The sequence below is a fragment of the Streptomyces sp. NRRL B-24484 genome, assembly GCF_000717715.1.
GTDB lineage: Bacteria > Actinomycetota > Actinomycetes > Streptomycetales > Streptomycetaceae > Kitasatospora.
In genome coordinates, this window is sequence record NZ_JOAI01000061.1 from 1 (window position 1) to 12,139 (window position 12,139).

General features: G+C 74.6%; 11 protein-coding genes. 6 read left to right on the forward strand and 5 right to left on the reverse strand.

The annotated features are described in order from the left end of the window. From IE98_RS48595 to ddaH, 3 genes are all read right to left on the reverse strand, one after another. Nucleotides 1-395: hypothetical protein (locus IE98_RS48595; RefSeq protein WP_030276425.1), on the reverse strand; the 395-nt coding region annotated here is incomplete at its 3' end. Between the two features lie 152 nt (nt 396-547). Further along, the gene (locus IE98_RS0136890; RefSeq protein ID WP_030276427.1) at nt 548-1,957 is read right to left on the reverse strand and encodes a family 2B encapsulin nanocompartment shell protein; all 1,410 of its coding nucleotides are present in this window, start codon (nt 1,955-1,957) and stop codon (nt 548-550) included. 376 nt (nt 1,958-2,333) lie between these two features. Next, nucleotides 2,334-3,158, reverse strand: a complete 825-nt coding sequence (ddaH, locus tag IE98_RS0136895) for a dimethylargininase (RefSeq protein ID WP_420706260.1) — start codon at nt 3,156-3,158, stop codon at nt 2,334-2,336. A gap of 253 nt (nt 3,159-3,411) precedes the next feature. Here ddaH and IE98_RS0136900 point away from each other — a divergent pair, with 253 nt between their 5' ends. Next, nucleotides 3,412-4,629 carry a 4-hydroxybenzoate 3-monooxygenase gene (locus IE98_RS0136900; protein WP_234443823.1) on the forward strand — a complete coding sequence of 406 codons (1,218 nt, stop codon included), beginning with the start codon at nt 3,412-3,414 and terminating at the stop codon, nt 4,627-4,629. A 59-nt stretch (nt 4,630-4,688) separates the two neighbouring features. After that, nucleotides 4,689-6,380 carry a methyltransferase gene (locus IE98_RS0136905; RefSeq protein WP_030276433.1) on the forward strand — a complete coding sequence of 564 codons (1,692 nt, stop codon included), beginning with the start codon at nt 4,689-4,691 and terminating at the stop codon, nt 6,378-6,380. A gap of 63 nt (nt 6,381-6,443) precedes the next feature. On the opposite strand, the gene IE98_RS0136910 is transcribed toward IE98_RS0136905, so the two are convergent. Continuing rightward, a complete protein-coding gene (locus IE98_RS0136910; RefSeq protein WP_043176007.1) occupies nt 6,444-7,040 on the reverse strand; it encodes an HdeD family acid-resistance protein in 597 nt (198 codons plus the stop codon). Nucleotides 7,041-7,231: 191 nt separating this feature from the next. On the opposite strand from IE98_RS0136910, the gene IE98_RS0136915 reads away from it, so the two are divergent. Beyond that, on the forward strand, nt 7,232-7,633 hold the full coding sequence (locus tag IE98_RS0136915) for an SHOCT domain-containing protein (protein WP_030276438.1): 402 nt from the start codon (nt 7,232-7,234) through the stop codon (nt 7,631-7,633). 304 nt (nt 7,634-7,937) lie between these two features. Here IE98_RS0136915 and IE98_RS0136920 read toward each other — a convergent pair whose 3' ends face one another. Next, nucleotides 7,938-10,544, reverse strand: coding sequence for a helix-turn-helix transcriptional regulator (locus tag IE98_RS0136920; protein WP_052391462.1), 2,607 nt, complete (start codon nt 10,542-10,544; stop codon nt 7,938-7,940). A gap of 317 nt (nt 10,545-10,861) precedes the next feature. Here IE98_RS0136920 and IE98_RS45425 point away from each other — a divergent pair, with 317 nt between their 5' ends. From IE98_RS45425 to IE98_RS0136935, 3 genes are read left to right on the forward strand one after another with little or no spacing between them, the layout of a single operon-like run. Next, complete coding sequence (locus IE98_RS45425; protein ID WP_052391463.1) at nt 10,862-11,305, forward strand: DUF7144 family membrane protein; 444 nt, start codon at nt 10,862-10,864, stop codon at nt 11,303-11,305. Between the two features lie 55 nt (nt 11,306-11,360). Next, nucleotides 11,361-11,783, forward strand: a complete 423-nt coding sequence (locus IE98_RS0136930; RefSeq protein WP_043176011.1) for a DUF6325 family protein — start codon at nt 11,361-11,363, stop codon at nt 11,781-11,783. A 40-nt stretch (nt 11,784-11,823) separates the two neighbouring features. Next, on the forward strand, nt 11,824-12,126 hold the full coding sequence (locus IE98_RS0136935) for an SHOCT domain-containing protein (RefSeq protein ID WP_030276446.1): 303 nt from the start codon (nt 11,824-11,826) through the stop codon (nt 12,124-12,126). Nucleotides 12,127-12,139 lie beyond the last annotated feature (13 nt).

Genomic DNA, 12,139 nt, shown 5'->3' on the forward strand with positions numbered 1-12,139 from the left:
GGGTGTGCCGGATGGGTCGGGTGCGGCGGATGGGCCGGGTGCGTGGGGTGCGCCGGGTGTGCGGGGTGCGTGGGGTGCAGCACCGGGTGCCCGGGGTGGGGCTGGCCCGGATGGGCGGGCAGGGACGGCTGCCCGGGGTGGTGGACGGCGGCCGTCACCGCGTCCATGTCCACGTCGATCCAGACGTCCGTCCGGACGTCCACCTCGATGTCGACCGCGCCGCCGCCGGTCACCGACACGGAGACCCGGGCGCAGGACTCGACGTCCGTGTCGACCCCGGGGGCGGCGGACCGTCCGCACGCCGCACCGGTCAGCAGGGCGCAGGCGGCGGTCGCGCCCAGCACGGTGCCGGCCAGTCGGACGCCGCGGGCCTGCGGGGTGATCGGTCCCGGCATGGTGGATCTGGTGCCTTTCGTTCCGGCGACGGCGCATCGGCGGTGGTTCGGTGACGATCGGAGGGCGGACACGAGGCGGTGCCGGGCACCCGAACGGGGCCCGACACCGTGTCAACTCGATCTTGTACAGCCGGGTTACGGCCGTCACCCGGTCAGCCGCGGCCACCCGCGATCTCGACGTTCTCCAGTACGCCGACCGCGTCCGGTACCAGGATCGCCGCCGAGTAGTAGGCGGTGACCAGGTACGAGATGAGGGCCTTGTCGTCGATGCCCATGAAGCGCACGGACAGGCTCGGCTGGTACTCGTCCGGGATGCCGGTCTGGTGCAGGCCGATCACGCCCTGGTTGTCCTCGCCGGTCCGCATCACCAGGATCGAGCTGGTGTGCTCCCTGGTGATCGGGATCTTGTTGCAGGGCAGGATCGGCACCCCGCGCCAGGCCGGCACCTTCTGCCCGCCCAGGTCGACGTGGTCCGGGTACAGCCCGCGGGAGTTGAGCTCCCGGCCGATCGCGGCGATGGTCTTCGGGTGGGCGAGGAAGTACTCCGAGTCGCGGCGGCGGCTCAGCAGCTCGTCCAGGTCGTCCGGGGTGGGCGGGCCGGAGTGGGTCTGGATCCGCTGGTCGAAGTCGGCGTTGTGCAGCAGGCCGAACTCCGGGTTGTTGACCAGCTCGTGCTCCTGGCGCTCGCGCAGCGCCTCGATCGTCAGCCGCAGCTGCTGCTCGATCTGGTTCATCGGCTGGTTGTAGAGGTCGGCGACCCGGGTGTGCACCTTGAGCACGGTCTGCGCGACGCTCAGCTCGTACTCGCGGGGGCGCAGCTCGTAGTCCACGAAGGCGCCGGGCAGCTGGTGCTCGCCGGTGTGGCCGGCCGACATGGCGATCTCGGCCTCGCCGCGCTCGTTCTGCCGCTGCGCGGGCAGCGAGCGGAACTCGTGGATGTGCGCCTGCAGCGCGGGGGAGCCGGCCAGCACGGCCTCGAACTCGGTGCGGGAGAGCGAGAGCATGGTGCCGGCGGTGAGGGACTTCGCGGTGTACTCCCAGACGGCGTCCGGGTCGAGCAGCGCGGACTCGCCGAAGCGGTCGCCGTCGCCGATCACACCGAGCTCGGTCTCGTCGCCGTACCGGCCGCTGCCGACCCGGCTGACCTTGCCGTGCGCGATCAGGTGGATCCGGTCGGACGGGGTGTCCCGCTCGGCCAGCACCTCGCCCGGACCGAAGTCCCGCTGGACGCAGCGGTCGGCCAGCACGGTGAGCACGTCGACGTCCTCGAAGCCGCGGAGCAGGGCGAGTTCGCCGAGCTCCCGGGGGATCACCCGGACCTGGGAGCCGGTCTTGACGAACTCGATCCGGCCGTCGCCGACCGTGTAGGTCAGGCGGCGGTTCACCCGGTAGGCGCCGCCGGAGGTCTGCACCCAGGGCAGGACCCGCAGCAGCCAGCGGGAGGTGATCTCCTGCATCTGCGGGACGGACTTGGTGGTCGTGGCGAGATTTCGGGCGGCAGCCGTGGTCAGGCTGGACTGCTGCTGCACCTGCGGTGCCTCCGGGCTCGCGTCCACGGACATCGGCAGGGTTCTCCTTCGTATGGGTGCGCCACCTGCACACGGGCATGGCGGAGCGTCAGATCCTGTTCAGGGAAGGGAAGGCGGCGCCTGTCGCGTGCGGCGGACGGGTGCCCGGAACGGAACACTAGATCGTCACGCACCCTTGATCCGTCCGGAGGGCCGACAGCCACCCCATCAGGTGAAATCACGTGCAGAAAGGATTGATCGGTGATCGACACGGCCGGACGGCGGCGGACAGAACCGGGCGCGCGGAGCCGGTGCGGGGCGCGCCGGGAGGCCCGGGCGACGCCGGACGCGCCGGGGCCCGCCGCCTGCTCCGCGAGCCGTCCGGCGGGCCCCGGCTGCCCCGCTGCCTGCTGCTTCTCCCCGGGCGGGATCAGGCCGTCCGCAGTTCCAGGGTGCAGCACTTGACGCTGCCGCCGGCCTTCAGCAGCTCCGACAGATCGAGACCGATCGGCTGGAAGCCGCGCTCGCGCAGCCGTTCGGCGAGCGCCGTCGCGTTCTGCGGCAGCACGACGTGGCGGCCGTCCGAGGTCGCGTTGAGGCCGAAGACGGCGGCGTCCTCGGCGGTGGCGACCACCGCGTCCGGGAAGAGCCGCCGCAGCACCGCCCGGCTGCCCGGGGTGAACGCCCCCGGGTAGTAGGCGACGGTCCGCTCGTCGAGTACCGCGAGCGCGGTGTCCAAGTGGTAGAAGCGCGGGTCGACCAGGGTCAGCCCGATCACCGGACGGCCGAAGAACTCCTGCGCCTCGGCGTGCGAGCGCGGGTCGCTGCGGAAGCCCGTGCCGGCCAGCAGCAGGTCCCCGCAGAGCAGGTAGTCGCCCTCGCCCTCGTTCACGAAGCCGGCGGTGGCGACCTCGGCCAGGCCGAGACCGAGCAGCTTCTCGCGGTGGGCCGGGGCCTCGTCCGCCCGCTCGCGGTCGCGGAACCGCGCGACCAGCGCCCGCCCGTCCAGCACCGTGGCGCCGTTGGCGGCGAAGACCATGTCCGGCAGGCCGGGCACCGGGTCGATCGTGTCCACGGTGTGCCCGAGGTCCAGGTACGTCCGGCGGAGCTGCTCCCACTGGGCGACGGCGAGCGCGGTGTCGACGGGCTTGCCCGGGTCCATCCACGGGTTGATGGAGTAGACGACGTCGAAGTGCGTGGGACGGCACATCAGGTAGTGCCGGGGCTGGGCGAGGCGCATGGTGGTGACCCCCAGGACGTGGCGGCGGGCCGTCGGGTGTGCGGCCGCGCCGCGAACGCTACGCGCCGTCCGCCGAACGGCGGGTGAACCGGCGGCGGCAGTGCGGTGACATCCGGCCACCTGGGTAAACCTTTCTCCGCCACCCGAAACCCGTCGGCGCCCCCGGCCGTTGGAGGGATGTTCGGCGGCTCGGGGGCCGCCGGTCACCGGCTGCGGGGCCGCACCTGACAGCCTGTCGGAGGAACACGTACGGGGGGAACACACCACCATGTCCGGAACCACCATGCCCGGAACCGCCGCGGCCGAGGACACCGCCGAGGTCGTGATCGTCGGCGCGGGGCCGGCCGGGCTGGTCCTCGGCAACCTGCTGCTCGCCGCCGGGGTGCGGTGCACCGTCCTGGAGCGGCAGAGCCGCGCCCACGTCGAACAGCGCGCCCGGGCCGGGTTCCTGGCCGCCAACACCGTCCGGGTGCTCACCGGGAACGGTCTCGCCGACGGCCTGCTGAAGGACGGCAGACAGCACGGCACCTGTGCCTTCCGCACCGACCGCGGCGAGTTCCACCTCGACTACGGCAGCCTCGGCCGCGGCGAGGCGCACACCGTCTACCCGCAGCAGCACCTCGTCCGGGACCTGATCGCAGAGTTCCTCGCCCGCGGCGGCGACCTGCGCTTCGAGACCCCGGTGGTCGGCATCACCGGCCTCACCGGCGACCGCCCCGCGGTCACCGCGCAATCGGCGGACGGCACCCTGCACCGCCTCTCCGCCCGGTTCGTCGCGGGCTGCGACGGCCGCCACGGCACCGCCCGGACGGCCGTCCCGGCCGGTGCCGTCCGCCGCTACCGCCGCGACCACGGGGTCACCTGGCTGGCCCTGCTCGCCGCCGCCCCGCAGAGCACGGCCGCCGTGGCCTACGCCGTCCACGAGGACGGCTTCGCCGGCCACATGGCCCGCACCCCCGACATCACCCGCTACTACCTGCAGGTGCCGCGCGGCGAGTCCCCGGACGCCCGGTCGGACGACCGGATCTGGGCCGATCTCGCCCACCGGATGCGCGCCGACCGGCACGGTCCGCTGAACGAGGGACCGATCGTGGAACGCCGGACGGTCGAGATGACCTCCGACGTCCTCGACCCGATCCAGTACGGCCGGCTCTTCCTGGTCGGCGACGCCGCCGGCCTGATCAGCCCGGCCGCCGCCAAGGGCGCCAACCTCGCCGTCATGGCGGCGGAGATCCTCGCCCGCGGCCTGGTGGCCGCCCTGCGGGGTGGGGACGAGCAGCCGCTCGCCCGCTACTCCGCCGACTGCCTGCCGCGGATATGGCGGGCACAGGAGTTCTCGCACTGGATGATCAATCTGCTGCACGGCCCGGCGGGCAGCGACGACGGCGCCGTCTTCCTGCGCGCCCTGCAGCAGGCCCGGCTGGAGAGTCTGCAGACGTCCCGCCGCCACCAGGACCACTTCGCCGAGAACTACGTCGGCATCTGACATCACCTCACCGCACACCACACATCCCTGACCGCCCGCTCCACGGGGGAGACCACCGCATGGGCAACCCGCCCGGCGCGGCACAGCCGCGCCTGCATCCGCACGACCTCGACCGCATCCGCCGGGCCGCCGCCTTCGTCGCGGCCAACGACACCGCCACCGTCCTCGCCGAACTGCTGCCCGGCCTGTCGCCCGCCGAACGGGACGCCGTCGCCGCGCACAGCCGCTTCACCCACGCCGCCGTCCTGGTCTTCCCGCGCTCGCTCGGCGACCTGCGCGCCCTGCTCCGCGCGGAAGGGCTGCACGCCGGCCCGGTCACCCCCAGCACGGTCGTCCGCGAGCGGCTCGCCCGCCGCTACGGGCGCAGCGCCGACAGCCTGGAGGTCGGCATCCTGCGCGCCCCGGTGACGGCGGCCGACGGCAGCCCCTGCGAGATCGAGGTCTTCGGGCTCGCCGTCCCGCCCGGATCCGGTCTCGACACCCTCGCCGCCGGTGAGCGCGCCCACGACAACGAGGCGCACCTCGCCCTGGAGGTGACCACGCCCGACCCGGTCGTGCTCGCCGGGCTGCGCGCCACCCTGCTCGACGGCGGGCGCACCACCGCCGACGGCGGCGGGCACAACGCCCACGAGGACACCACCGTCCTCTACTTCCGCACCGGCGCGGAGTCCGGCCACCGGCGGCTGGAGCTCAACAGCAGCGGGCAGCACCCCGCCGTCCTCGCCGCCCACGGCAGCACCGGCGACCGCCCCGCCGACCGGCTGCTGCACCTGATGACCGGCGCCTGGGCCACCCAGGCCGTCGCCGTCGCCGCCGAACTGCGGCTCGCCGACCACCTCGACACCGCCCCGCGGCCGACCACCGAGCGGCTCGCCGAACTCACCGGCACCCACCCCGACCGGCTGCAGCGCCTGCTGCGGTACCTCACCGCGCTCGGCGTGTTCGCACCGGACGGCACCGGCTCGCACCGCCCCACCGAACTCGGCCGGCTGCTGCGCAGCGGAGCCGACCGGTCGCTGCACCCGCTCGCCCTGCTCTACGGCGGCCCGTTCTACCGGTCCTTCGGCGCCCTCGGGTACGCCGTCCGGACCGGCCGGGACGCCTTCGAGCACACCTACGGCGCCCACCACTTCGCGCACTTCGCCGCGGACCCGCAGCTCGCCGACCTGTTCGACCGGTCGATGGCCGCCAGCACCCAGATGTTCGACCCGATCGCCGAGCTCGTCGACTTCACCTCCGCCCGGGTCGTGGTCGACGTCGCCGGCGGCAACGGAGCCCTGCTCTCCGGGGTGCTGACCGCCCACCCGCACCTGGAGGGCGTGCTGCTGGAGCGCCCGCACGTGGTGGAGGCCGCCCGGGAGACCCTGACGAAGGCGGGCTGCGCGGACCGCTGCCGCCTGGTGCCCGGCGACTTCACCGACGGGGTGCCCGCCGGCGGCGACGTCTACCTGCTCTCCCGGGTGCTGCACGACTGGGACGACCGGCAGTGCCTGGCCATCCTCCGCCGGCTCGCCGAGGCGGTGCCCGAGCACGCCGAACTCCTGGTGGTGGAGCGGCTGCTGCCCGCGGACGAGGAGGCCGGGCCGTCGCTCGCCGTGCCCTGGGACGTCCACATGCTGTGCAACGTCGGCGGCCGCGAGCGCACCGCCGAGCACTACGGCCGACTGCTCGCCGAGGCCGGCTTCGAGCTCACCGGCGTCGCCGAACTCCCGCTGGACGGTGCCCTGCTGGCCGCCCGCCGGACGCGCTGACGGCGTACCCGGCACAGCACGGCCGGGCGGGACGGTCCGCAGACCGTCCCGCCCGGCCGCGCCTCACCGCACCTGCACGTCGGTGCGGCGCAGCGCCGAGCGGAGCACGAAGGCCCCGCCGATCTCGATCAGCCCGAGCAGCAGCAGCCACAGCCCGAGCAGCCTGGCCAGCGCGACGGCCGACTCGACCGGGTAGGCGAGCACCACGATGCCCGCGATCACCCCGATCGCGCCCAGGAAGACCGCGAGGCCGCGGCCCGGCATGGCCTTGTTGGAGATCGCCACGAACAGGGTGACGATGCCGGCCACCAGCCAGTAGAGGCCGACCACGATCGCCAGGAAGCCGACGGTCTGCAGCTGGTGCCGCAGCACCAGCACACCGGCCACCACCGACAGCAGGGCGATCAGCACGTGCAGCACCCGGCCGCCGGTGCCGTCCTCGTGCGTGAAGGCGGTGACGAAGCGGACCGCTCCGGCCACCAGCAACTGCAGGCCGATGATGATCGCGACCACCCGGGTGGTCTCCTCGGGCCAGGCCAGCATGACGATGCCGGCCACCACGGTCAGCACTCCGAAGGACAGCGGCCACAGCCACGACCGGCCGAGACCGGTCAGCAGGTCCTGCGGGTCCGCGGGGGCGGGACGGGAGGGTGCGGTCATGGTGTGCTCCCTCGTTCGGCGGAGCCGGCGCACGGCGCGCCCGGAGTCCCCAGTCTCCCCCCGCCCCGGCCTGCGGAGATCACCCGCGCAGGGTGGTGCGGCGGCGCCCCGCTCCGGGGACGGTTGATCCGGAGTACCCCGCCTGCCGCACCCCCCGGGGCAGGCAGGCCGCCCGAGACGGGAGACGCACGGTGAACGACTACCCGCTGCTCAACATCTTCTGGACGATGCTGTGGTTCTTTCTGTGGATCCTCTGGTTCTTCCTGCTGTTCCGGATCTTCGGTGACCTCTTCCGGGACGACTCGGTCGGCGGCTGGGGCAAGGCCGGCTGGTGCATCTTCCTGATCCTGATCCCCTTCCTCGGTGTGTTCGTCTACCTGATCGCCCGCGGCAGGGGCATGGGCGAACGCGAGATGCGGATGCGGATGCAGGCCGAGCAGGACTTCCGCTCCTACGTCCAGGAGGCCGCGGCCGGCTCCGGCCCGGCACCCTCCGGCCACGTCGACGAACTCGCCAAGCTCGCCGAGCTGCAGAAGAGCGGCGCGATCACCGACGCGGAGTACCAGAAGGCCAAGGCGAAGGTCCTGGCCTGACCGTCCGCACCGGCCGAGGCGCCGGACCGCCACATCGGCGGTCCGGCGCCCTCGTACGCCGGTGAGAGGGGCGGGTCCGGCAGCTGCCGGACCCCCCCCCCTTCCCCGCGGACGAAGGGGCCGGGGCCCCGGTGTGGGGGGGCGGGGGCCCGGCCCAGAGCATCGTCTCCGACATCGTCCCGGCGACGCGGATCTCGTAGTGCATGGGCACACGCTCCCTCGGTACCCCACGGCCTCGGACCCCCTGCTCCACCGTCCCCGGTGCGGCCGTCCGGGTCATCACCCGGCCGGAGTGAGACCTTCGCTAGAGCAGGTGCAGCTGCCGGGCCCGGCGCACGGCCTCGCCGCGGCGGGTCGCGCACAGCTTCCGGTTGATGCTCTTCAGGTGCGTCTTCACTGTGTTCACCGAGAGGTGCAGGTCGGCGGCGATCTCGTCGGTCGACATCAGCTGCGCCACCCGGACGAGCACGTCGTGCTCGCGCTCGCTCAGCCGCTCCACCACGGCGACGGGCGCCGGTGCGTCACCCGGGCGGGGGAGTCCGGCGACGAGGTCCCGGGGCAGCCAGCCGTGCGCGTGGGCGAGGGCCGGCCGCTCCTGCAGCAGCCGCCGCACCCACGGGCCGGCCTCCCGGAACGGGCGCCGCAGACGGTCCGGCCGGGCCGCGGCCAGCGCCTGCGCCAGCAGCCGGTGCGCCGTCGCCGGGTCCCCGAAGGCCGAGGCGGCCCGGGCCCGGACCAGCTGGGCCCGGACGGCGACCGCCGGCCGCGCCCCGCAGGCCGGCACCGCGTCGAGGGCCGCCAGGGCCGCCCGCGGATCGTTCGCGGCCAGGTGCGCCTGTGCGGCGGCGACGGCCGGCTCCGGACCGTCCCCCGCGGCGGGCAGCACCCGCAGCGCGGCCGGCGGATCACCGGCCGCCAGCTGCGCGGCGCACTGCCCGAGCACGATCCGCTCCCGGGCCCACGGCGAGGGCTTGTCGGCCGGTGTCGGCCGCTCCGCCGCGGCCAGGGTCAGCAGTGCGCCCCGGGCGTCCCCGGAGGTCAGCAGCAGCTTCGCCCGCAGCACCGCCAGCCCGACCACCAGCAGCGGGTCGTGCCGGGCGCCCGCGCCGGCCTCGGCCCGCTCCAGCGCGGACCGGGCGACGGCCAGGTCGTCCCGCTCGAAGGCGATCTCCGCCAGCACCAGGTGGCCGACCCCGCTGTGCGCAGAGGGCGGCAGCCCGCACCGGGCGGCCTCCGCGATCGCCTCCACCGCCTGTGCCTCCGCCCGTGCCGGCGAGCCGAGCAGCAGGTCGATCAGTGCCAGCCGGCCCAGCGACTCGTGCCGGACGGCCGCCTGCGACGCACCGCCCGCGGCCCCGGCCGCCGCCGTCAGGCCCGTCCGCGCCGACTCGAACCGGCCCTCCCACAGCTGCGCCGAACCGAGCTCGGCCAGCAGCAGCGCCCGCAGTTCCGGGTGCGCCCGAAGCCGTTCCTCCGGCACCTCGCGCTCCAGCTCGGCCGCGCTCTCGGCGGCGTTCTCCGCCATGTCCGCCGAGCCGAGCAGCCGGGCCGCCAGCACCCGCAGCACGGCGCTGCTCAGCCGGGCGGCGGCGCTGCCGCTGCCGGGCGGCATCAGCTCGTCGGCCCGGCCCAGGTGCGCCAGCCCGCGGTCGACGTCCCAGCGGGCGAGCGCCCGCGCGGCCCGGACGAGGGCCACGGCGGGGCCGTCGGCCTGCTCCGGCATCCGGGCGAACAGCGCGCCCAGCCGGGCGGCGTCCAGCCCGGCCAGCAGCTGACCGATCGCCAGGTCGTCGACCAGCCAGCCGGCCGCCGTCCCCCACTCCCCGGCCGCCACGGCGTGCGGCAGTGCATCGGCGAGCCGCCCGGCCTCGTGCAGCCACCGGGCCGCCCGGAGGTGCAGCTCCTGCTCCAGGCCCGGGCACCGGGCGCGCAGGTGCACCCGGAGGATCTCGGCGAACAGCGTGTGCTGCCGGTACCAGGCGTGCCCGAGCGGGGTGACGAAGGCGTTGGCGTGCCGCAGCTCCTCCAGGATCCGGGCGGCGTCCTGCCGGCCGGTCAGGGCGTCCGCCAGCCCGGTGTGCGTCCGCTCCAGGATGCTGGTGCGCAGCAGCAGGTCCTGGGTCTCCGCCGGCTGCGCCTGCAGCACCTCGGCCAGCAGGAAGTCCGCGACGGTGCTGTTGCCGGCCTCGAACCCGCGCAGGCAGCCCTCCGGGTCCTCGGCGTTCTCGGTGGCCAGTGCACACAGCCGCAGGCCCGCCGCCCAGCCCTCCGTCCGGCGGGTCAGCGCCTGCACGCCCTCCTCGGAGAGGGCCAGTCCGTGCCGGGCGAGCAGGACACCGGTCTCCTCGGCGGTGAAGGCGAGGTCGGTGCCGCGGATCTCGGCGACCGCGTCGGCGGCCCGGTAGCGGTGCAGCGGCAGCAGCGGCTCGTCCCGGCTGATCAGGACCAGTCGCAGCCCGCCTGCCGCGTGCCGGACCAGTCCGTCCAGCGCCTCGGCGACCGCCGGGGAGGTGACGTGCTCGAACTCGTCCAGCACCAGGACGACCGGTGCGTCGCGCCCGTTCAGTCCGGCCGCCAGCCGGTCCGGCAGGGCGAGGTCCACCTCGGCGGCGCGGGCGGGGCCGCCGACGTCCGCGGGCAGCGGGATGCCGGTGTGCCGCAGCGCCGCGAGCAGCTGCGCCCAGAACACCCCGGGCGCCTCGTCGCCGCGCTCCAGGGTGAGCCAGACGACCGGACCGGGCAGGGCGGCCCGCGCCGCCCAGTCCGCGACCAGCAGGGTCTTGCCGGCCCCGGCCGGACCGTTCACCAGGACGAGCGGCCGCTCAAGGCCCGCGGTGAGCCGTTCGGCGAGCCGGTCGCGGCGGACGAAGGTGCCCGGGACGGGCGGCGCGGCGAAGCGCGCGGCCAGCACCGGGTCACCGTTCGGAGCAACGGGTGGACCGGCGGGGGGGCCGGCGGGGGGAAGAGGTGCGGCCGGGGCCGGAGCGCCGACGGCGGGCGGCCGCCGATTTCCTGAGCTGTCTGGCATGGCGACCACCGGAGTCCAGGGCGCGCGCCGGGTGCACACGTCGTCCCGGCTTCAATCATCGGTACACCCCCGGGCCTCCGCAACGCACGGAGGGTGACCGCCGGGGCGGCCGGTCACCCGCGCCGGGTGGTGCGGAGCCGCCCGCTTGACCGCACCCTGATCTGGGGGACTGTCCAGGACACCCCGACACGGAGGTCTCGATGGCGACCGCACCCTATCCCGCCGGAAGCTTCCGCCCGACGCCGCCGCGGGCGACGCAGCAGGGCGAGTCCATGCGGATGTTCGCCGCCGTCATGCTGGGCGTCCTCGCCCTGTTCAACGGTCTCGACGGCATCGCGGCGATCGCGCAGTCCAAGGTGTTCGTCGGCGACGCCCGCTTCGTCTTCGGCGACCTGCGCGCCTGGGGCTGGGCGATGCTCGCCCTCGCCGTCGCGCAGGGTTTCGCCGCGGCCGGCGTCCTCGCCCGCAACCAGCTCGCCCGCTGGTTCGGCGTGGCCGTCCTCGTCCTCAACGCCTTCGCCCAGATGGCCTTCATCCCGTCCTACCCGGTCTGGTCCGTGCTGGTCATCGCCATCGACGTGATCGCCCTGTACGCGCTGATCGCCTACGGCGGCCGCCCGGAGCCCGGGCCGCCGGCCTCCTGAGCCCCCACCCGCACCCGCACCCGAGGAGCCCGAAGTGACCGACGAAATCAACGAGATGGGCCCGATCGACTACGTGGTGATCGAGTTCCCCGGCAGCAAGATGACCGGGGAGGGCCTGCCGCTGCTCGTCGACCTGGTCGACCGGGGCATCGTCCGGATCATCGACCTGATGTTCATGAAGAAGGAGCTCGACGGCTCCGTCGTCGGGCTGGAGATCGCCGACATGACCGGCGACGGCGAACTCGACCTCGCGGTCTTCGAGGGTGCGGCCTCCGGCCTGCTCGGCTCGGAGGACCTCGACGAGGCCGCCGCCGCCCTGGAGCCCGGCAACTCGGCCGGCCTGATCGTCTACGAGAACCTGTGGGCCGCGCCGTTCGCCGCCGCACTGCGCCGTGGCGGCGCCCAGCTGGTGGCGAGCGGCCGCATCCCGCTGCCGGACCTCGTCGCCGCGCTCGACGCGCTCGAGTCCGAGGAGTGACCGGCCACCCGCCGGTACCGGAAGACCGAAGGAGAGAACCATGCCCGGACTGATCCGAGGAGTCGCCCGCACCGCCGTGGTCGCGGGCACCGCCACGGCGGTGTCCAACCGCGTGTCCCGGCGGCAGGCCGGCCGGTGGGCCGATCAGGAGGCCCAGCAGGCCCCGCCCCCGCAGCAGGTGGTCTACCAACAGGCACCGCCGCCGCCCGCGCCGCCGGCCGCCGCCCCGGTCAGCATGGACAGCAAGATCGACCAACTCAAGGAGCTCGCCACGCTCAAGGAGCAGGGCATCCTCACCGAGGCCGAGTTCGAGGCGCAGAAGGCCCGGATCCTCAACGGCTGACCGACCCGCTGTC